A 22123-nucleotide genomic window follows, 5' to 3' on the forward strand; every position below is an offset into this window, starting at 1 on the left:
GTCTCGCCATAGTAGTCATTCTGGTTCATCTCCTTATGCGGGTTGGGTTCCCACACACAAACCATCAGACACTCTCTATTCCAGATTTTCCCATCTACTCAAACCGAGCAAATCTGGACACTTCAGCCAGGAAGTCTTCCGGTGGAGCATGCGCTATAACACGTGCCGGCGGCACTCCTGGTGCAATCCTGTGGCTCCTAGTGTCCTTGAAGCCGAGACTTCAGCTACACTGACGATGGCAGCACAGCTAACCCTCAGTGTGTCCACTTTCCGAGGGCAGGCACGAGGATCAAGGCAAACGTCTAAGAACAATAGTCAAATTACCTCACACTTCGTTTTCTTTATTTAGTGGCTATAGCTGGGAAAAGTTGCCGCGCTGAAAGTCTACATTCGGGTTACACTAAGTGCATGGCTGATATTAAAGACGACGACCTTCCTGAGATTGACCTTGCAAAAACCGACGGCTTCGTCGTTGATGGAGCGGATGAGGATGATCCGTCGTTGATCATGCCGGATGGCTCTCCGGTGCAGACGTGGCGCGAGAATTACCCTTATGAAGAGCGTATGACTCGCAATGAATACGAGTCCATTAAGCGTGCACTGCAAATTGAGCTATTGAAGTGGCAGAACTGGACCAAGGAAACTGGCCAGCGTCACATCATTTTATTTGAGGGCCGCGATGCTGCCGGTAAGGGTGGAACCATCAAGCGTTTCAACGAGCACTTGAATCCGCGTGGTGCGCGAACCGTTGCATTGGAAAAGCCATCCCCACGTGAGTCCACGTCTTGGTATTTCCAGCGCTATATCGAGCATTTCCCGGCTGCAGGCGAAATCGTCTTCTTTGACCGCTCGTGGTACAATCGCTCCGGCGTTGAACGAGTGATGGGCTTTTGTACCGAGTCCCAGCACGCGGAGTTCCTGCGCGAGGTGCCCATGTTAGAAAACATGATCCTGGGATCGGGTATTTCTCTGACCAAGCTGTGGTTCTCCGTTACTCGGAAGGAACAGCGCACGCGCTTTGCTATCCGCCAGATTGACCCGGTGCGTCAGTGGAAGCTTTCACCGATGGACCTGGCTTCTCTGGATAAGTGGGATGATTACACGCGCGCGAAGGAAGAGCAGTTCCGTTATACGGATACTGAGGAATCGCCGTGGATCACCATCAAATCCAATGACAAGAAGCGCGCCCGCGTCAATGCGATGCGGTATGTCTTGTCCAAGTTTGAATACACCAATAAAGATTATGACGTGGTGGGTGAGCCTGACGGGAACATCGTCAAGCGCGGCCGTGACCAGATTGGTGATTAGTAGCGTTAATCCCTAGCGCCGTTGAGCGGGAAGATCGAAGAGATCGGTCTTCCCGCTTTGCTATGTCTAAGGCCGCTGAGGAGGCTCAGCCTTCTTTATGGCGGCAGCGTGAGGGTGCCTGATAATTCTCACAGCTATTTCTTAAAAAGCGGACAGCCATAAATAAAAAATATTTGAATTACGTCCCCCAGGAAACTATTATCAAAGTGACCTAAAAGTCATCCTGTCAATATGTGTGATGCAAACCACTAAAAGGAGTACGTACATGATGAGGAAGAAACTGTGCGTTCTGGCTACCGCAACCGCTGTATCCATGGCGCCCATCGCAGTATCGGGAACGCTCACCGCTACCGCCTTTGCAGAAGGCGGCCAGCCAGTAGCAGAAGCAACGGCAGATAAGACCGACGTGCTCGGTCGCTCCACCGTTTCTGATAAGCAGATCGCCGACGAAGACGGCTACTTCGATAGCCACGACGGCGAAGGCGTGAAGATTTACTACCGCAAGCAGCTGGTAGAAAACCCACGCGGCAACGTTGTGTTGGCACACGGCGTTTCTGAGCACTCTGGCCGCTATGACTATGTGGCCAAGCGCCTGTTGGACGCTGGCTACAACGTCTACCGCCTGGACCACCGGGGACACGGCAAGTCTGCCTCCGGCAGCACGCCGCTGGGACACATCGATAACTTCCAGTACATCCTCAATGACTTCGACCGCGTCGTCGACATGGCCAAGGGTGAGCACCCCGATGTAAAGACCTTCCTTCTGGGCCACTCCATGGGCGCGCTGACCGTCCAGGCATACGGCATTCGTGAGCCTGGCAAGGTGGACGGCATCATCACCAATGGTGGTGGTGCACCGTTGAACCTGTCCGGTAAGAAGGCAACGGGCGAGACCATCACGCCGGACGAGATCTCTGAGGTGCAAAAGCAGCTCGACCCCACCCTGTTCGAGCGCCTGCCGTTGGCGGATATTACCAGCTTCAACGCTAACTACGTGCAGAACCTGATTCCCCACCGCACCTACATTGGTGCGCAGTCGCCGGAGTTCACCAAGAAGATCATGCTGTCCAACCCGTTCACGGAGGGCATTTCCACCAGCCAGGCCGTGAAGGATGAGTACGCTACGAGCCCGCTCATCGCGCAAAAGACCAGCGCTGGTACCGCGCTGCAGCTGGGTGCTATCGCAACCTACGATGCTGTGAACGCGGACCTGTTCAGCGCGCCGACGCTTATCATGCACGGGACCAAGGACGGCATCGTTCCGCCGTACTTCTCCCAGGACTGGTACAACTCCATTACCTCTGATGACGTGGAATACGTCAACTGGGAGGGCCAGAAGCACGAGGTCTTCAACGAGCCAGCCGCTGACCAAGCTCTCGACAAGGTGGTGGACTGGCTGGGTCGCCACGTGTAGAAGATAGCGTGTCTCGGGTTCAATAGGCTCGGCACACAATGACCTGCTTTCCCTGCCGTTGGGTTGGTACTTAGGCTTTAGCGGCCTGGGGAAGGTGGGTCATTTATGATTTGTTTGAATTATTTAGACCTGCGTAGAAGGTGTCCAACTCGGTGAGAATTGCTGTTGTGGGCAGGTTTTCCGTGAGGTAAGAGGCTAAATCACGGTCCAACATCGCTGCTACATCGTGGCAGGCCTCGTGGCATTCTCTAGGCCGTAATCGAGTATCTGTGCCCGTGACAGGGATGCCGCGAAGGACTACAGACTCGTGATGCGCAACCCTATTTCTAATTTTCTTTATCTCGAGGATTTTGGAATGAACCCACTTACGGGTCAGACCGTGAGTGGAATATTCTGGATCTTTCTTCCGAGCTACTGAATTCGCACCTGGGAAGACAGAAATTAAAGCTTGCCGGGACCAAATTCTGTCGTGATCAGCATTGTTAAAAGGGACTGGTAAGCCCGTGGAGCCTCCTTTATCGAGGATATTTGTCCAAGTTCTAAACATGGAAGCAGCAATGACCCTTCCTCCCAGCCTTCTGCTTCGTTCGGTATTCTTGGTGAAGTCTTTTGGCAGGCTATTCCATGCTTCTGTGATATTGTCTCGAACCCGTTTATCGAACCCCATCTCGAGCTTGCAATACCAATCATCTCCGTATTCGGTGCTGAGATATCCAGAAACTGAGTTACGTAATGCTACTTCGATGAAGGCTATCTCGTGAAAAAGGGAAGCACTAAGGTGGCGATCGAGTTCGTAAAGCTCAAAAGCCTTATCTGTGGATCCACCAGTTTTTGTTAGGTAGGGCTCCAACCTGTTTTCTGATAACCACTCTTTTTTAATCCGTTTACTACTCATGGCTACCAACTTAAGGGCTCTTTAAAAATATTTTTGATTGAGGGGCCGCGTCCGATTATACTCGGTATAGTATTCCCCTTCTCGTGGTGGTCAACCGTTCAGCGGCTTGGCTGAGGAGGGGTCTTTTGCTTACAGAACCCCGGCTTTAGATTGACTTTGTGGTGGTCGGTCTAAAGCCGGGGTTTGGTGTTTGCGTAGGTTATCCCCACGGCTCGATGGGGTTGCCCTGCCAGGTGGCATTGGCGGGGACGCGGTCACCGCGCATGACCAGCGAACCGGGGCCGACGGTGCTGGATTCACCAATGAGCGAGGCGGGCAGCGCCACCGAGTGGGAGGCGAGCGTGGAGCCGGCCTCGATGGTGACGGTATCCAGGCTCATCACGCGATCCTGGAATAGGTGGGTTTGCACCACGGTACCGGGGCCCACGGAGGCACCGGCGCCGACGTGGCAGAGATCGGTTTCTGGGAACCAGTAGGAATCGATCCAGGCGCCCTTGCCGATGTCCACACCCAGCCCCCGCAGGCCCAGGTTGATCTCTCCTGTGCCGTAGGTGTGCTGGAAGAACCACGGGGCGGCGACGACCTCCACGAAGGTATCTTGTAGCTCATTGAGCCACACGAATACGCTCCACAGCGGGTGGTCGGCCGCGCTATGCCTGCCCACGCAGATCCACTTCACGGCGATGGTCACGGCCATGGCGATGGCGCCCATCGCCATGAGCACGAGGCCGGAAAGGGCCCAGGTGGTGAGGAAGCCGACATCGGCAAGCAGGTAATACAGCGTCCCCAGGGTGGCGGCGAGCAGCATGGCCGAGAACATCAGCGCGAGCAGGCGCATGGTTTCCACGATGCCGCGGGCGGCCTTGAGCTTGAACCCCGGGTTATAGGTCAGGGCCTCGGCGGACTCAGCGGGGGCATCGATCTGCGCGGTAACGCGCCGCATGCGCTCTGGCGGGGACCCCCACCAGTTGGCGCCGGACTTGGTCTTCTTCGGCGTGGAGGACAGCACCGCGACCAGCGAGTTCTTGGAAAGCTTGCGCCCAGGTGCGGTAATTCCGGAGTTGCCCACGAAGGAGCGCTTGCCCACCTTGGCCTCGCCGGAGTGAATCCAGCCGCCGCCGAGCTCATAGCCGCCGATCATGGTGTCATCGGCAAGGAACGCGCCGTCTTTGACATCCGTGAGCGCGGGGATCATCACGGCGGTGGAAATCTCCACGTCCTTGCCAATGCGCGCGCCCAAAGCGCGCAGCCATCGCGGGGTCAGCTGCGAGGCGTAGAGCGGGAAGAGCTGCGTACGGGCCTCATCCATGAGGCGCTCGATGGCCCACAGGCGCCAGCCGGCGGCAGAGCGCACCGGATTCACTCCGGGTGAGATGCCGATGGACAGGATGCGCACGCCCAGCCAGGTCTGCAGCATGTAGGTGGCAAAGGCTGCAAGCGCCGCAAGGGGAGCGAAAAGCACCGCGCCGATGAAGCGGTTGCCGGAGGTGGAATGCACCAGTGCTAAATCCACGATGGCGCCTATAAGCAGCGCGATGAGCGGCTGCGCGGCCAGGAAGAGAGAGGTCGCACCGTAAATGGCCACCCACCAGGGGCGGCGCTTCGGCGGCTTGGAGGGGAAGCGGTGCTTGGAGCGGCCCACCTTCTTGGCGGGTGAGCCGGACCAGCGCTGGCCGTCCTTGATTTTCTTGCGGCCGGTGACGGTGGAACCCGCCTCCACGTGGGCGTACTTGCCCACCACGGTGCCAGGCAGCAGGGTAGAGCGCGCGCCCACGCGGGCGCCTTCCTTGATGTCGATGGCGCCGACGTGGAGGACGTCGCCGTCGAGCCAGTAGCCGGTGAGATCGACCTCCGGTTCCACCGCGGCGTGCTTGCCCAGGGTGAGCAGGCCCGTCACCGGTGGCAGCGAGTGCAGGTCTACGCCGCGCTTCATCTTCACGCCCAGGGCCCGGGCGTAGTTATTGACCCAGGTGGCACCGGCAATAGAGCGCGATCCGGAGGCATCGGCCCACCGTTCCGCGGCCCAGATGCGCAGGTGGGTCGAACCACCGCGCGGATAATCGCCGGGCGTAATGCCGGCGGTAATCAGGCGTGCGCCAAAGCCACCGATGGGAATGCGCCCCAGCGGCGTGGCAAAGATGAGCACCAGCGCAATGACCAGCCACCACGGGAAGGACTGCGCCCACTCCACGCCCAAGGCAGAGGCCACGGTCGAGCCCAGCATGAGCCAGCCCAGCCAGGTAGTCGCCGCCAGCGTCATGGCGGGGATCTGTAGCAGAGTTTGGGCCACGCGGGTCTTCGCGCCCACGGGGGTGACCTCGCGCAGCGGTGCTTGTTGCTCCGCCTTTGGGCGCGGTTCGGCGCCGGCGATGAGCTCTGCCAGCGAACCTAGCCGCGGGTGGTCATAGAGATCGCGCACGGCCACGGTGGGGTAGCGATCGCGGATGTGGCCCACCAGCGTTGCAGCGGCAAGTGAGGTGCCGCCGAGGTCAAAGAAATCGGCGTTCTCATCCTCCACGGATACACCGAGGGTCTCGACCCAGAGCTCGGCCAGCCACTTCTCGGTTTCTGTCAGCGTGGTCGATTCCACGCCGACGCCAGGCAGCGGCCACGGCAGCGCCTTCTTATCCACCTTGCCGGAGGTGCGCACCGGAAGCTCATCCATCACGCAGATGCGCGGGACCAGCGCCGCGGGCATGGTTTCCGCCAGGCGTTCGTGGGCCACGCCGTGGTTAAATCCGCGCGCCTCATCCTCCAGCGAGACGTACCCCACCAGCACGGATTCACCGCCGGGGGTCTTTTGCACGGCCACGGCGGAGTTGTAGACGTTATCCAGCGCGGCGACATTTGCGTCGACCTCACCCAGCTCAATGCGGCGCCCGCCAATCTTTACCTGGTCATCCACGCGGCCTACAAAGTACAGGCCGTCTTCTTCCAGGCGCACGTGGTCGCCGGTGCGGTAGGCGCGCTGCCAGCCCATGGATTCGAGCGGCGCGTACTTCTCCGCATCCTTCTGTGGGTCCAAGTAGCTGGCCAGACCCACGCCACCGATGACCAATTCGCCGGTCTCGCCCAGGCCAACGGGTTGGCCCTGCTTATCGATGACCACCAAATCCCACCCATTCAGCGGCAAACCGATCGAAACCGCGCGCCCCGGAATCATCCGTTGCGCGCAGGCGACGACCGTGGCCTCCGTAGGGCCGTAGGTATTCCACATCTCGCGGTCCTCGGTGGCCAGGCGGTCCACCAACTCCTGGGAGCAGGCCTCGCCGCCGACGATGAGCAGGCGGATATTATCCAGCGCCTCCGCAGGCCACAGGCCCGCCAGGGTAGGGACCGTGGAGACGACGGTGATATCGCGGCGAATCAGCCATGGACCAAGGTCCATACCGGAGCGCACCAAGGAACGCGGAGCCGGGACCAAGCAGCCGCCGTGGCCCCAGGCCAGCCACATTTCTTCGCAGGATGCGTCGAAGGCAACGGAAAGCCCAGCCAGCACGCGGTCTTCCGGGCCAAGCGGGCCGTGGGGATGATCGATGAGGAAGAGGCTGGCCTCCGCGTCCACGAAGGCGGCCGCGGAGCGGTGGCTTACGGCCACGCCCTTCGGCTTGCCCGTGGAACCGGAGGTAAAGATGATCCACGCGGTATCTTCTGGCCGCGGGGCCTCGACGCCCTCTGCCGCGTGGCGCGGGGTTTCGCGCAGGAAGCGGAAGCCGTCATCGCTAAACAGGCCATCAATATCGGCCTCACCAAAGACCATCTCCGCGCGCTCATCCGGATCGTCCGCGTCCACCGGCACGTAGGCCGCACCGGCGGCCAGGGTGGACAGGATGGCGAGGTAAAGATCCCGCTTGCCGGAGGTCATCCGGATGCCGATGCGATCGCCCCGGCGCACGCCATTGACGTGCAGCTCTGCGGCCCACAGTTGGACCTCGTGGACGAGTTCGGCGTAGGTGATGATCTCGCCATCGTCAAGCGCGGCGGCTTCCGGATGGATCTCAGCCGTGGTGGTAATAATGTCCCACAACGTGCGCGGGCGCGGGGCCAAATCGCGCAAGAGAAACTGTTGCGGGACGCTGGGAAGATCTAAATTAGGACTACTACACTCTTCGGGTTCGTCCATCCTTATGCCTCGTCCTCGTCCGCGGCGATGATGGCCTTGGCCAGCTTGCGCAGGTGCTTGAGCTGCTTATTGGTGGATACGTCGAGCGCGTCATCCTCGGCATTGGCGACGAGCTCCGCCAAGTCCTTGTAGGTCTTGGTGCCCTTCTTGGTGCAGGCCACGATTTGGCGGCGGCGGTCCTTGGGGTCGCGCTCGCGCTTGGCCCAGCCGCGCTCCTCGAGGGCATCAATAAGCCGCACCATGTCGGAGGCGTCGATGGCCAAGGTATCAGACAGGAAGGACTGGGAGGCGGCATCCGCCTCCACGAGGCAGGTGAGCACCCAGAACTCGCGGATGGTGGTCTGCTTGGTCTGCAGAGCTACCTCGACGCCATCGCGGGTGCGACGGCGCAGGCGCTCTAGCTGGAAGGATGGGGATTCGAGCAGGGAGGTTGGTATGCCAGAATTATTAGTGGAAGCCATACCATCATCATAATCTCAAAAGATGGGTAAAGGCCAATTAATCGCGGACGACGGGCAGGCCATCCGCCTCCCACTGGTTGGTGCCGCCCTCGACGTTAATAACATCCCAGCCCAGGGAGTTCTCCAAATATTGGCACACCTGCGCGCTGCGCCCGCCTAGGTGGCAAATCACATAAATATCGCGGTCCGGGTCGATTTCCTGGATGCGACCCGTTATCTCACTCATCGGAATATGGGTCGCACCCTGCGCGTGCACGGTGGCCCATTCGTCGTTTTCGCGCACATCGATAAGCTGCGCGCCTGCTGGAACTTCGGTGGGTTGTACGTTTTTCATACCCCGCAGTCTACGTGCCGCGCGCTAGCCGCCGTAGGTGGCCGCGGACAGGTACTGCAAAATCGCCTTTACGCGGCGGTTATCCTCGCTGGGGTCCAGGCGCAGCTTGGTAAAGATATTGGAGACGTGCTTGGCCACCGCAGCATTCGAGAGCACCAGCTCGGCGGCGATGTCCTTATTGGATTTCCCGCGTGACATCAGCTCCAGGACCTCGCGCTCGCGCGGGCTGAGCTCGCCCAACCCGCTGCGCCCGGAGCGCATGAGTGCCTGCGCCACCGTCGGATCGATGACCGTGCCGCCCTGGGCCACCACTTCCAGGCTGGCCAGGAAATCGCGCACCTCAGAGACGCGATCCTTGAGCAGGTACCCGGTGCCCGCATCCGGGGAATCAAAAAGTGCTACCGCATACGCCGGTGCCACGTACTGCGATAACACCATCACCGGCAGGCCCGGATAAGCGCGGCGCAGTGCCACCGCCGCCTTCAGTCCATCATCGCCCATCTCCGGCGGCATGCGCACATCCGTAATCACCACATCCGGCAACTGGGCACTCAGCTTGCCGATGACTCCCTCCAGCTCCACCGCCGTCCCCGCCCTGCCCACAATCTCGTGGCCGCGGCGCTCCAAGAGCCCGGCAAGGCCCTCGCGCAGGATCGCGGAGTCATCCGCAATCACAATCCTCAATCCACTCATGCTGATACTCCCGTCTGCCCGCGCTCCAAAAGGAGCGGAATCGTGCACCTTACCCGCGTCGGACCTCCCTCCGGCGAGGACAGCGACATCTCCCCGCCAAAAGCCGCCAGCCGCTCGGACATGCCGGCAAGCCCGCGCCCCGGCTCCATCCGCGCCCCTCCCGGGCCCTCATCCACCACCGAAATACGCAGGGCCGCATCCGAGGTGATGAGCACCGAGACCGGCGCGCTCGGTGCATGTTTCGCGGCATTGGTCAGCGCCTCGGTGCCGAAGAAATAACCGCAGGCCAGCACGCTGGCGGAAAGCCGCGGCAACGGGTGTGGGGCGTAGACGCTGACGTGGGGGCCGTGGGCGGAGGCGGCATCGGCAAGCGCGGCCACCAAACCGTGATCCTGGAGGACCTGCGGGTGAATCCCGTGCACCGTCGCGCGCAGCGAACGCAGGCCGCGATCCACGTCCTGCTTCGCGGCGGTGAGCAGCTCGGCCTCGGCGCCGGTGGCATCCAGCAGGGCTTCACCGAGCTTCATGCTTGCCGCCACCAAATATTGCTGCGCGCCATCGTGCAGGTCCCGCTCGATGCGGGCGCGCTCTACCTCGTAGGCATCCGCAATCGCGCGGCGCGAAGCCGTCAGCTCCGCGATGACCCGCGCCTGCCGCTCCTCATTGCTGGTGGCCTGCTTCTTGCTGAAAAACACGCCCCCAAGCCTAATCGCGCGCCCCGGGCAGGGGTGAAGCTAGCACTACCCGGAAAGTATCCTTAGCGCTGTAGGAATAGCGCGCCCGGCACGGTGAAATGAACAGCATGACACAGACACTTTCCCTCCACGACATCACGAAGGATTTTGGCGGCGGCCCCGTGCTAGCCGGCATTACCCTGGACATCACCCCAGGCGAGCTCGTCGCGATCATGGGGCCCTCCGGCTCCGGCAAATCCACGCTGCTGCACTGCATGTCCGGCGTGCTCACGCCCACCGACGGCACCGTGCGCTTCGGCGACGCGGACATCTCCACGCTTTCCGATGCCGCCCGCTCCCGCACCCGCCTCCGCCACTTCGGCTTCGTCTTCCAAGACGGCCAGCTTTTGCCGGAACTGACCAACCTGGACAATGTGGCGCTGCCCGCGATGCTCAACGGCATGGGCCGGCGCGCGGCCCGTTCGAAGGCGCTGTCACTGCTCGACCAGCTGGGGCTCGGCGATCTCGCGGAGCGCCGCCCCGCCCAAGTCTCCGGCGGCCAAGCCCAGCGCGTGACCATCGCCCGCTCCCTCGTGGCCAACCCCGGCGTCGTCTTTGCCGATGAGCCCACCGGCGCCCTCGACCAAGCCACCGGCCACGAGGTCATGCAGATGCTGACCACCACCGTGCGCCAATCCGGCGCCAGCCTGGTCATGGTCACCCATGACCCCAAGGTGGCGGACTGGATGCAGCGCCGCGTGGAAATCCGCGACGGCATCATCCACGATGACCGCCGCCTGGGGGTGCAGCCATGAATACCGCGACCCTAGTCCTCAGCCTCCAACGCGAATCCGTCCGCGCCCGCTCCGGTGCGGGCATTGTCAGCGTGCTGGCCATCGTGAGCCTGACGCTGGGTTCTGCCATCGCCTTTCTCGTCGCCGGCGGCACCTGGATGTTCTGGCAGCGCGTTCATCACCCAGAAGACGCCGTGCCCGCCCTGCGCGCCGCCGCCGGCGAAAACCCGGAAAACTACTTCATGCCCTGGTTCGTCCTCGCGCTCATGGCCTGCGCCTTCATCGTTCCCGCACTCTTCAACCTGACCGCGCAGGCCGCCGTCCTCGGCGCCTCCGGCCGGGAACAGCGCCTGTCCACCCTCCGCCTTTTGGGCCTAAGCTCCCACCAGGTCGAGCGCATGGCCGCCGTGGAGACCGGCATCCAAGCCCTCATCGGCATCGTGCTGGGCTGGCTCATCAGCGTGCTCATCGCCCCCGTCTTCGCGCACGTGAAATTCCAGGACCGCCCCGTCGCCTTCGAGGAAATCATCTTGCCCTGGTGGGGATACCTCGCGGTGGCCGCAGTCCTTTTCCTCCTCGCCCTCGCCGCGGCCCTTGCTGGCATGTGGCGCGTGCGCGTCAGCCCCCTCGGCGTGGCTAAACGCCAGATGCCCGCCGCTTTCCGATGGTGGCGCCTCATCGCCTTCCTCCTCATCGTCACCGTCGGCGGTGTCCTGCTCAAAGGCCAATCCGGCCCACCCGAAATCTCCATGGCCGTCCCGCTCTTCGCGGTGATCATGAGCATCAACCTGGTCGCGCCCTACCTCCTGCAAATCGGCGCGCGCCTTTTGGCTTTGCTCCCGGGCACCGCACACCTCGTAGCCTGCCAGCGCGTGGGCGCCAACGCCCGCCGCGCCTGGCGGCAAAGCGCGGCCATCGGCTTCTTCGGCTTCCTCGCCGGCTTCCTGATGGGCTCGCCCAATGGCACCGATGCGCTTGCCACCGCGATGAAAGAAGAACAAGAAACGGGCATCGTGTTCCGAGACGTCTCCACCGGGGTCGTCCTGACCTTGCTCTTCGGCTTCGCGCTGACCAGCATGTCCATCTTCCTCGGCCAAGTATCATCAGCCTTCGAGGACAAAGAACTCATCCGCTCCCTCGACCTGATGGGCGTGCCGCGCCGCTTCCAATTCCGCACGAACACCCTCGCCGTGATGGGACCCATCGTCGCGCTCAGTATCTTCGGTTTCCTCTTCGGTGCCGGCATCGCCGGCATAATGTTCTTGAGCATCGTCTGGGACGAAGGCGTCGACCTCGCCGGGAGGCTCCTCATTTCCTTCAGCTTCCTCGCCGTGGGCTGGGCGGTGACCTTCCTCGCCATCGCGCTCGTCGAGCCCCTGCGCGGCCACGTTCTCCGCAGCGGCCGCCGCAAGGAATAGCCGGTTTCCGGTGGCTGCGCTGGGCCTTGCGCCGGTCAGCTGTTGCGCCGGGCCTTGCTCTAACGCCGCGCGCCTTCATGCCGCCACAAGCGGTGCCACTGCCACGGCGGCCGCGCAAAGGGGCGCTTATTCTTTGCCGTGGCCATTACTTGCTGCACCACGAAATCCGGGTAGTGGTCAATCGTCGTCGCGGTGAAGTGGAGGGGCTTCCAGCCGCGATGGACGGCATCGTTAAGCTTGTGCCTGTCCAACTCAAACTGGCGGCGGTTTTCGCCCCGGTGGTAGGCGTAGCCATCGACCTCGATGGCAATCTTGTGCTCCTTAATCACCAGATCCCAGTGGTAGGGGCCTATTTTTATGTTGTTCTGGACCGTGAAGTGCGGCGCGAGGGAGCGCGTTAACTGGCGCTCCGGCACGCTATCCGTGCCGATGATCGCCCTGTCCAACGCACGCTTTACCGGCCGCGGAAACCGCTGGTAGTCCAGCTTATTCAGCTCTAGCCGTTGGAGTCCGTCCTTGCCGGAGTAGAAGTCCTCGAGAAAAGCGACCGCATCATCCTCCGGCATCGCCTCGACCGCCTGTAGCGGATTGCACACGGTGACGCCGTCCCAGGTCAACGCGCCCTTCGGCCGGGCGCGGCGCGAAGTGAAGTACTTACTCGACGGCAGTGATGAGCTGCGCAGGAACTCCAGCGGAAAGCGCAGCGGCTTTTCGACGTGCTTGAGTGCGGCCGAGTAGCCGTCGAGCGCGCAATCCGGCCATTGCTCGCTCATGATGCGCGCGAGCTGGTTCGGCGTCGGCTCCTCTGACAGGCAGAAGCCGTTCGCAATCCGGACGGCCCCTTGGCGTACCGCTTGTTGAGCGGCACTTTTCCCCCGAAAAATCTCCATTCGTATCCCTCGATCCCCCGAAACGAAGGTTGTGTGGCCCGTTTTGGCGGTTTGTTGGCGTGTTTTGCGGCGGGCTGCTGGTGTTTGGGCCCGTGTTTGATGCGTTTTAACAAATAGTGGCCGCAAACCCCACGGTTTCCGTGGCCTATTTGCAAAAACGCATCAGCTGGGCGCCAAAAGGGTCACTTGGGCGCCACAGCAGGCTTCTTTGCCGCGAAAAACCCGCGACCAAATCCCCGCAGCCCCCGAAACCCAGTAGCCTACTTCAGGCGAGCCTTGGCCTCTTCCAGAATCTTCTCGGCCTCGGCCTTGTCGCCCCAGCCGGAGCCGGAAACTTCCTTGTTGGGCTCGAGGTCCTTGTAGTGGACGAAGAAGTGCTCGATTTCGTCCTTGATGTGCTGTTCCACATCGTCGATGTCCTGGTAGCGCTCCCAGCGCGGGTCATCGATGACGGCGAGCAGCTTGTCGTCGTCGCCGGCCTCATCGGTCATCTTGAACACGCCGACGATGCGGGCCTCAACGATGACACCGGGGAAAACGGGCTCGGGGAGGATGACGAGGGCGTCGAGGGGATCGCCGTCTTCGCCAAGCGTGTGGTCGATGAAGCCGTAGTCGGCGGGGTAGGCCATTGGGGTGAACAAGTAGCGGTCTAGGTAGACCTTGCCGGACTCGTGGTCCACCTCGTACTTATTGCGGGAGCCCTTTGGGATTTCAATGGTTACTTCAACGCTCACAGTGGTGTCCTCCATGTGGGATTGGGTATTAATTACTGTCAATAGTCTAGCGCGTCGCCCATCCGCGCTAGGGTTAGTGGCGATGAAAGCTAAGAAGGTTTGGTGGTCAGTAACCGCGCTGGTGGTCACGGCGGCGGTCGGGGGTACGGCTGCGCTGGGGGTTAGCATCCAGCGCGAGTACGGCGATCTTTCGCATGGCGAGGCCGAAACGGTGCAGGCCCCGGAAAATCCCCTGCAGCCGGCTAAGGCGCAGGACGTGGACTTTGCGGCGCTCAGCGCAAAGCTCGATGAGCTGGGCAAGAGCGAGGATTTGGCTACCTTTGGCGGGCAGGTAATCGATAGTGAGACCGGCACGGTGGTCTGGGAGAGTGATGAGGATAAGGCGCTGACCCCGGCTTCGTCGACGAAGGTGCTGACCACCGCCGCGGCAACGCTGGCCCTGGATGAGTCGAAGCGGATTACTACCAAGGTCTACCGCGGCAAGGACCCGAACAATGTGGTGATCAAGGCGGCTGGCGATGTCTGGATGACCAACGAGCAGCTCGATGACCTGGCGGATCAGATTAAAAAGACCGGCACCCAGGTGGCGGGCGTGTACATCGATACCTCCGCGTGGGCGGGCGAGCCGCAGGCGCCGGGCTGGGATCCGGAAAACGTCGACGAGGGTTTCGTCGCGCCCATGGAGCCGGCCATGTTGTACGGCGGGCGCATGGGCGCTACGGAGGGCGATGTGCCGCGCAGCCACACCCCGGCCCTCGATGTTGCGGGCGAGCTGGCCAAACGCCTGGGCACGGATAAATTCGCCCCCGGCACGGTGACGGAAGGCACAGAGCAGCTGGCCAGCGTTGAGTCGGATCCCCTAGGCGAGCGCGCGCTGGAGATGGTGCGGCATTCCGATAACGTCATGGCGGAGGCTATTGCCCGCGAGCTTGCCGATGCCCGCGGCAAAAACCCCAGCTTCCAAGCAGGTACCCAAGCCACGCTGGACGTGCTGCGCGAGCACGGGTTCGATGTCAGCGGCGTGGATATCAAGGACAACTCGGGCCTTTCTGTAGATAACCGGTTGAGCGCGAGCGTGCTGGCGGAGATTGTTAACGGCGCGGTCGAGGATCCGCAGCTGCGCCCCTTGGCGGCGTATCTGCCGGTCGCAGGAGGAGACGGAACGCTGCACGAGCGCTACGGGGAGTCAGCGGCGCGCGGATTTGTCCGCGCGAAGACCGGCACGTTGACGGGGGTATCCGCGCTGGCGGGCACCGCGCAGGGCCAATCCGGGCGCGTGTATTCCTTTGCGTTCTTGGTCAATGATGGCGAGATTATGGCGGCGCGTGCGGCCCAAGATGGCCTTGCCGCGGCGCTGCACGAGTTCTAAATGAGTCCACAGCCTGGAGTAACGCCGTTTTGGCCGCGGGTCTCGCCGCACTTTTTGAGCTGCCGGCGAGCGGTCCGCGCGGCGAAGATGGGCCACGCCGTGGCGGTGGGGCTATCCGGCGGCGCGGATTCTTTAGCGCTGTGCGCGGCGATGATCGCGGAGGGCCACGACGTAATCGCATTATGCGTGGATCACGGCTTGCAAGACGGTTCGCGTGAGCAGGCAGAGAAGGCCGCTCGGCAAGCAGAGAGTTTGGGTGCGCGGGCACGAGTGCTCGCAGTGCAAGTGCCGGACAAAGGGGGGAATTCGCTGGAAGCGGTGGCTCGGCAAGAGCGCTACCGAGCGATGTCCGCGGCCGCACGCGGGGGAGAAGGGCCGCTGGAGATTGCCGTGGCGCATACGGCCGATGACCAGGCGGAAACGCTCCTTCTTGGCGCTCTGCGCGGGCGGGTGGCCGGCATGCCGGAGCGGGCAATAGTGGAAGGCGCGCGCGTGGTGCGGCCATTCCTTCAAGTGCGCCGTGCCGATACGGAGGGTGCGTGCGCGGAGCTGGGGCTGGACGTGTGGCAGGACCCGCAGAACGCGGATACGGATTTTCGGCGGGTAGCGCTGCGCCGGGAGATCATCCCAGAGTTGTCGCGGGTTATCGGCGGTGATGCGGTACCGGCGTTGGCGCAGGCGGCGATGGATACCGCGCGCGATGAAGAATACCTCGCCACGCCGGCCACCGCGGACTGTGCGGAATTGGCCGCGCTGCCGGAGCCGCGGCGCCGACGCGCTATTGCAGCCTGGCTCATCGAGCGGGGAGTGAAGGTGACGAGGGAGGGGATCGGGGGCATCGGCAAGCTGTGTACCAACTGGCACGGACAAGGGCCGGTGGCTGTGAGTTCGGCGCGGCAGGCGGGGCAGAGGTTGGAAGTAGCACGTATAGGTGGCAAACTGGCACTATTGTCTGGTCATTAAAGGAGCGCACACGTGCACGACAAGAAAGACTTCGCCGTCCCCGCAAACCGCTACGGAGACGATGTAGAAGCAATCCTCATCACGGAAGAGGAAATCAAAGACCGCGTCCAGCAGCTGGCGGATGCGGTGTCTGAGAAATATGCCGACGCTGAGCAAGACCTGCTTTTGGTCTGCGTATTAAAGGGTGCGGCCTTTTTCCTGACGGACTTCGCGCGCAAGCTATCCATCCCCTCGGAGCTGGAGTTTATGGCCGTCTCCTCGTACGGCGCCTCCACGTCTTCTTCTGGGGTGGTGCGCATCTTGAAGGACTTGGACCGCGATATTGCCGGGCGCGATGTGGTCATTGTGGAGGACATCATCGACTCGGGCCTGACGCTATCCTGGCTCATTCGCAACCTGCGGGGGCGCAACCCGAAGTCGCTCAATGTGGTGACCTTGTTGCGCAAGCCGGAAGTGGTAAAGGCGCAGATCGATCTGCTCGATGTGGGCTTTGATATCCCCAATGAGTTCGTCATTGGCTATGGCCTTGACTACGCGGAACGCTACCGCGACCTGCCCTTTGTGGGCACCCTTCACCCTGATGTCTATACCACCAACTAAAATCGCGCAGTAATGAAAAACAATAAACTCCTTCGCTACGGCGGCATTGCGGCGCTGATCCTCGTAGCGCTGTATGCCTTTACGTTCTTTAGCAACGAGACCCGCGGATACGTGGACGCGGATACCTCCGTGGCCCTAAAACAGCTGCAGGATAAAAACGTTGACGAGGTAGAAATTGATGACCGCGAGCAGCGCCTGCGCATCAAGCTCAAGGACGAAATCACGGTAGAAGAGCGCGAGGGCGTTGAAGAGATCGTGTCTCAGTACCCCGCACGCGCCTCCGAGCAGGTCTTTGATGCGGTCAAGGATTCGGGGGCGGAGAAGTATCAGACCAACGTCACCCAGGATTCCTTCTTGGGCTCCATGCTCAGCTTCCTGCTGCCGATGGTCATCCTCTTTGGCCTGCTGTTCTGGCTCATGTCCCGCATGCAGCAGGGCGCCGGCGGCATGTTCGGCATCGGCGGCTCCAAGGCCAAGGAGCTGACCAAGGATATGCCGACCAATACCTTCGAGGACGTTGCCGGCGCCGATGAAGCCGTGGATGAGCTGCAGGAAATCAAGGACTTCCTGGAAGATCCGACCCGCTACCACGACTTAGGTGCAAAGATTCCGCGCGGCGTGCTGCTTTATGGCCCTCCGGGTACCGGTAAGACCCTGTTGGCCCGCGCCGTTGCGGGAGAGGCCGGTGTGCCGTTTTATTCCATCTCCGGTTCGGACTTCGTGGAGATGTTCGTCGGTGTCGGTGCCTCCCGCGTGCGCGACCTGTTCAAGCAGGCCAAGGAGCACAGCCCGTGCATCATCTTCGTGGACGAGATCGACGCCGTGGGCCGCCAGCGCGGATCCGGTACCGGCGGCGGACATGATGAGCGCGAGCAGACCCTGAACCAGCTGCTGGTTGAGATGGACGGCTTTGGCGACCGCGAGGGCGTTATCCTCATCGCGGCCACCAACCGCCCCGATATTTTGGACCCGGCGTTGCTGCGCCCGGGCCGTTTCGACCGCCAGATTCCGGTCACCAACCCGGACCTGGCCGGCCGCGAGCAGATCCTGCGCGTGCACGCCAAGGACAAGCCTTTGGCAGAAGAGGTCGATGTGGCGCAGCTGGCCAAGCGTACCGCCGGCATGTCCGGTGCAGACCTTGCCAATGTGCTTAACGAGGCCGCGCTTCTCACCGCCCGCATCGGCGGCAATGTCATTACCTATGACGCGCTGGAAGAGGCCACCGACCGTGTGGTGGGCGGTCCACGGCGCCAGGGCAAGATCATCTCCGAACACGAGAAGAAGGTCACCGCCTACCACGAGGGTGGCCACACGCTGTCCGCGTGGGCGTTGAAGGATATCGAGCGCGTGTACAAGGTCACCATCCTGGCCCGCGGTCGCACCGGTGGCCACGCCATGACCTCGCAGGAAGACGACAAGGGCATGTACACCCGCGATGAGCTGTTTTCCCGCTTGGTCTTTGCCATGGGCGGCCGCGCCGCCGAGGAATTGGTCTTCGGTGCTCCCACCACGGGTGCGTCCTCCGATATCGAGAACGCCACCAAGATCGCCCGCGCGATGCTGACCGAATATGGCTTTTCGCCCGACCTGGGCACCGTCAAGTACGGCCAGGAGCAGGGCGATCCATTCAGCCAGATGGGCGGGGGCGGCGGCTCCATCGATTACTCGGATGACGTTGCCGCCAAGATCGACGAGCAGATGCGCTACCTCCTCGAGCGCGCGCACGAGCAGGCCTACGACATCCTGCGCACCAACCGCGAGTTCCTGGACAAGCTGGCCGAGGCTCTCCTTGAGAAGGAGACCCTGCGCCGGCCGGATCTGGAGAGCATCTTCGACGGCATCGTGCCGCGCGATGCCTATGATGTCTTCCCCGGCGAAGACGATCGTTTCCCGCGCCAGATTGGTTACGCACCGGTCAAGACGCCGGTCGAGCTGGCCAAGGAGCGCGGCGAGGAGCTTCCTAAACGCATGACGCTTCTCGATGCCTCCCGGGCCGCCCGCGAGCGCCGCCTCGCCGGCGAAGAGCTCAAGGGCGAGGTTGGCTTTAACTTTGGCCAGCACGCTGGCGACTACGTGAACCCCGAAACAGTGCGCGAGCTGCACGGCGCAGGCAGCGATTCCGAGAACCGCAGCGGCCGCAGCGATGGCCGCAGCGGCCGAAACAACCAGAACGACCGCGCGGACCAGAGCGAGCGCGGCGACCGCGCCGACCGGAGCGACCACGTCCGCAACGACCGCGGGGAGCGCGACGGCGGGGAAGGGCGATCGGATTCGGCATCGGAAAGCAGGGGCAAGCACCACAAGCCAGAGGGAGAAACCAGCCAATGGTTCACCCCAGGCTGGAATGAGTCTTCCCACCGCGATAATCCCTACGCGCGCGATGCGGAAAAGTCGCGCGATGATAAAGAGTAAGAAGTACGTGCATGTCTGAGAATCACACTGATAACCAGCAGGTGCCCGCCCACGCGCCGTATGACCAGGAGCGGGCGGAGGCGGCCGTTCGCGAGCTGCTCCTTGCCGTGGGCGAGGACCCTGACCGCGAAGGCCTGCGCGAAACCCCGGCACGTGTGGCCCGCGCCTACCGCGAGGTATTCGCCGGCCTGCACGAGGATCCGACGGAGGTGCTGCACAAGACCTTCGCCGAGGATCATCAGGAACTGGTCTTGGTGCGCGATATTCCCATCTATTCCACCTGCGAGCACCACCTCGTGCCGTTTTATGGGGTGGCGCATATTGGTTATATCCCCGGCAAGGACGGACACGTCACCGGGCTGAGCAAGCTGGCTCGCCTGGCGGATATGTACGCCAAGCGCCCGCAGGTCCAGGAGCGCCTGACCCAGCAGATTGCCGATGCCCTCGTGGATGTCCTCGAGGCCCAATCCGTCATCGTCGTCATCGAGTGCGAGCACTTGTGCATGGCCATGCGCGGCATCCGCAAGCCGGGCGCGACCACAACGACCTCCGCGGTGCGCGGCGGGTTCAAAAATAACGCGGCCTCGCGCGCGGAAGTGTTGAGCTTCATCCGTACGTAGCGCGTACGCAGTCGAGTTTGTCGAGCGAAAAGGAGAACGCAGTGCACCCGGCTTCCTCAGTTGGAGAATTGACCATCGCGAAGCGCACGCTCGTCATGGGCATCGTGAATGTTACGAAGGATTCCTTTTCCGATGGCGGGCGGTGGCTCGACTTTGACGCCGCCACCACTCATGCCCGCGAGCTGGTGGAACAGGGCGCGGACATGATCGATGTGGGCGGCGAATCCACCCGCCCGGGCGCGGTGCGTGTGGAGGCGCAGGAAGAAGCCGACCGCGTGGTCCCGGTCATCCGGGCGCTGCACGAGCAGGGCATTCGCACCTCGGTGGATACGATGCGCGCCTCGGTTGCCACCGCTGCGGCCGCGGCTGGGGTGGACATGATTAATGATGTCTCTGGCGGCCTCGCCGATCCTGAAATGTATGCCGCCATGGCCGATGCCGGCGTGCCCGTCTGCCTCATGCACTGGCGCACGCTGCAGGAAGGCGCGTTCGGATCCGCGGCGGGCACGGCGGATCACGGCGGCGATGTGGTCCGCGATGTGCACGAGACCCTCGCCCGCCTGAGCAATAACGCCCTGGATGCGGGCGTGAAAAAGGAAAATATCGTGCTGGATCCGGGCCTCGGCTTTGCCAAGAGCCCGCAGGATAACTGGGCGCTGCTTAAGGCCCTGCCCGAGTTTCTAGATGGCGAGTTCCCCATCTTGGTGGGCGCCTCGCGCAAGCGCTTCCTCGCTGCCATCCGGGAAGACCGCGGGGTAGAGGCCAGCCCGCTGCTTGCTGATCCCGCCACCGCCGCCGTGACCGCCATCTCCGCCCAGATGGGTGCGTGGGGCGTGCGCGTGCACGAGGTGGGCGTATCCCGCGATGCCGTCGACGTGGCCGCCGCGTGGAACGCCGGCAAGTCCTATGTGGGCGGCGCCAATGCCACCGGCAGCTACCGCAATGCCGCCACCGGCACTGGCTCAGTGACCTCTACCGCGATGGGTACGGAAAGGAATTAACCATGGCAGATCGCATCGAATTAACCGGCCTGGAATGCTTTGGCTACCACGGCGTCTTTGAGGAGGAGAAGCGCACCGGCCAGCCCTTCATCGTCGATATCACCTGCTGGTCCGAGTTTGCTGAGGCCGCAGCTCACGATGATCTGACCAAAACCATCAATTACGCAGAGCTTGCCGATGTCGCCGCCAGCATCGTCGAAGGCCCCTCCCGCGACCTCATCGAGACCGTCGCTAGCGAGGTGGCCGATACCATCATGGATTCTTTTGCAGACCTGCACGCGGTGGAAGTGACCGTGCACAAACCTAAGGCGCCGATACCGCGCACTTTTGCCGATGTCGCCGTCGTCGCCCGCCGCTCCCGCAAGCACGCGCGCACCGGTGCCCCACGGCTCGCCTCGCAGGAGGGGACTCCGAAGGGAGCCGACGCGCAGCGCCCCGGCACGAACCCCGGGAGTAAGTAATGCGCGCGGTACTATCCATCGGCTCCAATATGGATGACCGCGTGGAGCTTTTGCGGACGGTGTTTACGGAGTTCCGTGAGGACATCGTGGCGGCCTCGCCCGTCTATGCCACCCCGCCGTGGGGAGTAACGGACCAGGATGAATTTTTGAATGCGGTGCTCATCGTGGACGTCCAAGAGAGCCCGCTGGAGCTCTTACGGCGCGGCCAGAAGCTGGAGGAAGCCGCAGAGCGCGTGCGCGTGCGCCACTGGGGCCCACGCACCCTGGATGTGGACATCGTCGATATTGAGGGCTACAGCTCCTCCGATCCGGAACTTACCGTCCCACACCCCTTTGCCCACGAGCGCGCATTCGTGCTTATTCCCTGGTTAGCCGCCGATGGCGCTGCTAAGTTGAAGGGACAGGATGTCTCCGCGCTGGTTGCCGCATTGAACCCGCAGGAGACCGCCGATATCCACCGCTTGGGCCTGATGGAGGAGTTATGAAACGAACCTCGTTCGGTGCGCTTATCGGCGTAGGGGTATTCATGGCCGCCGCGGCGGCCATCCTCACCACGCGCTTTTATGGCTCCATGATGGCCATCCCAGTCACGGTCTCAGCCACGCTGTGGCTCATGGTGGTGGTGTGTTTGGGGCTTACCTGGAAGGTAGATAAGGCCACCGATGAGGATCACGGCATCGGGTTGGATAACTCGCAGCTTAATCCCATGACCATCGCGCAGTATATGCTGGTGGGCAAGGCCTCGGCGTGGACGGGTGCGATCGTCGGCGGGCTCTATGCAGGGGTGGCGGTCTACGTCATCCCGAATGCGGGCACCCTTGTCGCGGCTTCCAATGATCTGGTGGGAGTGCTCGCATCCGCGATTGGCGGCATCGTCATGTCCGCGGCTGGCCTGCGATTGGAGCGACACTGCGAGACCCCGCCGCCACCGGACGGGCTTCAAGCGGTACATTAGGGAG

General features: G+C 62.4%; 20 protein-coding genes and 1 pseudogene. 13 read left to right on the forward strand and 8 right to left on the reverse strand.

Annotated elements, in window-relative coordinates; translation table 11 throughout:
- Positions 1-408: 408 nt before the first annotated feature.
- The gene (ppk2, locus tag ABRP95_RS02455; protein WP_284782617.1) at positions 409-1308 is read left to right on the forward strand and encodes a polyphosphate kinase 2; all 900 of its coding nucleotides are present in this window, start codon (positions 409-411) and stop codon (positions 1306-1308) included.
- A 265-nt stretch (positions 1309-1573) separates the two neighbouring features.
- The gene (locus tag ABRP95_RS02460; protein ID WP_349838899.1) at positions 1574-2722 is read left to right on the forward strand and encodes an alpha/beta hydrolase; all 1149 of its coding nucleotides are present in this window, start codon (positions 1574-1576) and stop codon (positions 2720-2722) included.
- A 103-nt stretch (positions 2723-2825) separates the two neighbouring features.
- Here the strand turns inward: ABRP95_RS02460 and ABRP95_RS02465 are convergent, their stop codons facing one another.
- From ABRP95_RS02465 to ABRP95_RS02490, 6 genes are all read right to left on the reverse strand, one after another.
- Positions 2826-3617 carry an Abi family protein gene (locus ABRP95_RS02465; RefSeq protein ID WP_296089762.1) on the reverse strand — a complete coding sequence of 264 codons (792 nt, stop codon included), beginning with the start codon at positions 3615-3617 and terminating at the stop codon, positions 2826-2828.
- 199 nt (positions 3618-3816) lie between these two features.
- Complete coding sequence (locus ABRP95_RS02470) at positions 3817-7740, reverse strand: Pls/PosA family non-ribosomal peptide synthetase (RefSeq protein ID WP_349838900.1); 3924 nt, start codon at positions 7738-7740, stop codon at positions 3817-3819.
- Between the two features lie 2 nt (positions 7741-7742).
- The gene (locus ABRP95_RS02475; RefSeq protein WP_284770304.1) at positions 7743-8201 is read right to left on the reverse strand and encodes a MarR family winged helix-turn-helix transcriptional regulator; all 459 of its coding nucleotides are present in this window, start codon (positions 8199-8201) and stop codon (positions 7743-7745) included.
- Positions 8202-8238: 37 nt separating this feature from the next.
- The gene (locus tag ABRP95_RS02480) at positions 8239-8535 is read right to left on the reverse strand and encodes a rhodanese-like domain-containing protein (RefSeq protein ID WP_284770305.1); all 297 of its coding nucleotides are present in this window, start codon (positions 8533-8535) and stop codon (positions 8239-8241) included.
- A 24-nt stretch (positions 8536-8559) separates the two neighbouring features.
- Complete coding sequence (locus ABRP95_RS02485) at positions 8560-9228, reverse strand: response regulator transcription factor (RefSeq protein ID WP_126319831.1); 669 nt, start codon at positions 9226-9228, stop codon at positions 8560-8562.
- The gene (locus ABRP95_RS02490; protein WP_284850176.1) at positions 9225-9923 is read right to left on the reverse strand and encodes a sensor histidine kinase; all 699 of its coding nucleotides are present in this window, start codon (positions 9921-9923) and stop codon (positions 9225-9227) included. The genes ABRP95_RS02485 and ABRP95_RS02490 overlap by 4 nt, the downstream gene beginning before the upstream one ends.
- Before the next feature lie 107 nt (positions 9924-10030).
- Here ABRP95_RS02490 and ABRP95_RS02495 point away from each other — a divergent pair, with 107 nt between their 5' ends.
- Together ABRP95_RS02495 and ABRP95_RS02500 are read left to right on the forward strand one after the other, a co-directional pair.
- The gene (locus ABRP95_RS02495) at positions 10031-10717 is read left to right on the forward strand and encodes an ABC transporter ATP-binding protein (RefSeq protein ID WP_284850177.1); all 687 of its coding nucleotides are present in this window, start codon (positions 10031-10033) and stop codon (positions 10715-10717) included.
- Positions 10714-12114, forward strand: a complete 1401-nt coding sequence (locus ABRP95_RS02500; RefSeq protein ID WP_284851703.1) for an FtsX-like permease family protein — start codon at positions 10714-10716, stop codon at positions 12112-12114. The genes ABRP95_RS02495 and ABRP95_RS02500 overlap by 4 nt, the downstream gene beginning before the upstream one ends.
- A gap of 59 nt (positions 12115-12173) precedes the next feature.
- On the opposite strand, the gene ABRP95_RS02505 is transcribed toward ABRP95_RS02500, so the two are convergent.
- The gene (locus tag ABRP95_RS02505; protein ID WP_284785154.1) at positions 12174-12887 is read right to left on the reverse strand and encodes a DUF559 domain-containing protein; all 714 of its coding nucleotides are present in this window, start codon (positions 12885-12887) and stop codon (positions 12174-12176) included.
- A 377-nt stretch (positions 12888-13264) separates the two neighbouring features.
- On the reverse strand, positions 13265-13738 hold the full coding sequence (locus tag ABRP95_RS02510; RefSeq protein WP_349838901.1) for an inorganic diphosphatase: 474 nt from the start codon (positions 13736-13738) through the stop codon (positions 13265-13267).
- A gap of 82 nt (positions 13739-13820) precedes the next feature.
- On the opposite strand from ABRP95_RS02510, the gene dacB reads away from it, so the two are divergent.
- From dacB to ABRP95_RS02555, 9 genes and pseudogenes are all read left to right on the forward strand, one after another.
- Positions 13821-15107: a D-alanyl-D-alanine carboxypeptidase/D-alanyl-D-alanine endopeptidase gene (gene dacB / locus ABRP95_RS02515; RefSeq protein WP_349838902.1), complete on the forward strand. Its 1287-nt coding sequence runs from the start codon at positions 13821-13823 to the stop codon at positions 15105-15107.
- The gene (gene tilS, locus ABRP95_RS02520; protein WP_284770312.1) at positions 15108-16070 is read left to right on the forward strand and encodes a tRNA lysidine(34) synthetase TilS; all 963 of its coding nucleotides are present in this window, start codon (positions 15108-15110) and stop codon (positions 16068-16070) included.
- A gap of 12 nt (positions 16071-16082) precedes the next feature.
- Complete coding sequence (gene hpt / locus ABRP95_RS02525) at positions 16083-16670, forward strand: hypoxanthine phosphoribosyltransferase (RefSeq protein ID WP_005279498.1); 588 nt, start codon at positions 16083-16085, stop codon at positions 16668-16670.
- A 12-nt stretch (positions 16671-16682) separates the two neighbouring features.
- Entirely contained in the window at positions 16683-19082 is a 2400-nt protein-coding gene (ftsH, locus tag ABRP95_RS02530; protein ID WP_284770313.1) for an ATP-dependent zinc metalloprotease FtsH, read from the forward strand.
- A gap of 11 nt (positions 19083-19093) precedes the next feature.
- On the forward strand, positions 19094-19702 hold the full coding sequence (gene folE, locus ABRP95_RS02535; RefSeq protein ID WP_284770314.1) for a GTP cyclohydrolase I FolE: 609 nt from the start codon (positions 19094-19096) through the stop codon (positions 19700-19702).
- A gap of 41 nt (positions 19703-19743) precedes the next feature.
- A complete protein-coding gene (folP, locus tag ABRP95_RS02540) occupies positions 19744-20703 on the forward strand; it encodes a dihydropteroate synthase (protein WP_284796514.1) in 960 nt (319 codons plus the stop codon).
- Between the two features lie 2 nt (positions 20704-20705).
- Positions 20706-21077: pseudogene (folB, locus tag ABRP95_RS02545) on the forward strand (dihydroneopterin aldolase); the annotation flags it as partial.
- A gap of 86 nt (positions 21078-21163) precedes the next feature.
- A complete protein-coding gene (folK, locus tag ABRP95_RS02550) occupies positions 21164-21649 on the forward strand; it encodes a 2-amino-4-hydroxy-6-hydroxymethyldihydropteridine diphosphokinase (RefSeq protein ID WP_284785160.1) in 486 nt (161 codons plus the stop codon).
- Positions 21646-22119: a DUF3180 domain-containing protein gene (locus ABRP95_RS02555; protein WP_284851705.1), complete on the forward strand. Its 474-nt coding sequence runs from the start codon at positions 21646-21648 to the stop codon at positions 22117-22119. Before folK ends, ABRP95_RS02555 begins: the two co-directional genes overlap by 4 nt.
- Positions 22120-22123 lie beyond the last annotated feature (4 nt).

The sequence above is a fragment of the Corynebacterium sp. KPL2895 genome, assembly GCF_040225815.1.
Lineage (GTDB): Bacteria > Actinomycetota > Actinomycetes > Mycobacteriales > Mycobacteriaceae > Corynebacterium > Corynebacterium rhinophilum.

Bases quoted from the DNA above. Each gene is read 5' to 3' on its own strand.
- ppk2 (WP_284782617.1), top strand. From the start codon at position 409: ATGGCTGATATTAAAGACGACGACCTTCCTGAGATTGACCTTGCAAAA.
- ABRP95_RS02460 (WP_349838899.1), top strand. From the start codon at position 1,574: ATGATGAGGAAGAAACTGTGCGTTCTGGCTACCGCAACCGCTGTATCC.
- ABRP95_RS02465 (WP_296089762.1), bottom strand. From the start codon at position 3,617: ATGAGTAGTAAACGGATTAAAAAAGAGTGGTTATCAGAAAACAGGTTG.
- ABRP95_RS02470 (WP_349838900.1), bottom strand. From the start codon at position 7,740: ATGGACGAACCCGAAGAGTGTAGTAGTCCTAATTTAGATCTTCCCAGC.
- ABRP95_RS02475 (WP_284770304.1), bottom strand. From the start codon at position 8,201: ATGGCTTCCACTAATAATTCTGGCATACCAACCTCCCTGCTCGAATCC.
- ABRP95_RS02480 (WP_284770305.1), bottom strand. From the start codon at position 8,535: ATGAAAAACGTACAACCCACCGAAGTTCCAGCAGGCGCGCAGCTTATC.
- ABRP95_RS02485 (WP_126319831.1), bottom strand. From the start codon at position 9,228: ATGAGTGGATTGAGGATTGTGATTGCGGATGACTCCGCGATCCTGCGC.
- ABRP95_RS02495 (WP_284850177.1), top strand. From the start codon at position 10,031: ATGACACAGACACTTTCCCTCCACGACATCACGAAGGATTTTGGCGGC.
- ABRP95_RS02500 (WP_284851703.1), top strand. From the start codon at position 10,714: ATGAATACCGCGACCCTAGTCCTCAGCCTCCAACGCGAATCCGTCCGC.
- ABRP95_RS02505 (WP_284785154.1), bottom strand. From the start codon at position 12,887: ATGAGCGAGCAATGGCCGGATTGCGCGCTCGACGGCTACTCGGCCGCA.
- dacB (WP_349838902.1), top strand. From the start codon at position 13,821: ATGAAAGCTAAGAAGGTTTGGTGGTCAGTAACCGCGCTGGTGGTCACG.
- tilS (WP_284770312.1), top strand. From the start codon at position 15,108: ATGAGTCCACAGCCTGGAGTAACGCCGTTTTGGCCGCGGGTCTCGCCG.
- ftsH (WP_284770313.1), top strand. From the start codon at position 16,683: ATGAAAAACAATAAACTCCTTCGCTACGGCGGCATTGCGGCGCTGATC.
- folE (WP_284770314.1), top strand. From the start codon at position 19,094: ATGTCTGAGAATCACACTGATAACCAGCAGGTGCCCGCCCACGCGCCG.
- folK (WP_284785160.1), top strand. From the start codon at position 21,164: ATGCGCGCGGTACTATCCATCGGCTCCAATATGGATGACCGCGTGGAG.
- ABRP95_RS02555 (WP_284851705.1), top strand. From the start codon at position 21,646: ATGAAACGAACCTCGTTCGGTGCGCTTATCGGCGTAGGGGTATTCATG.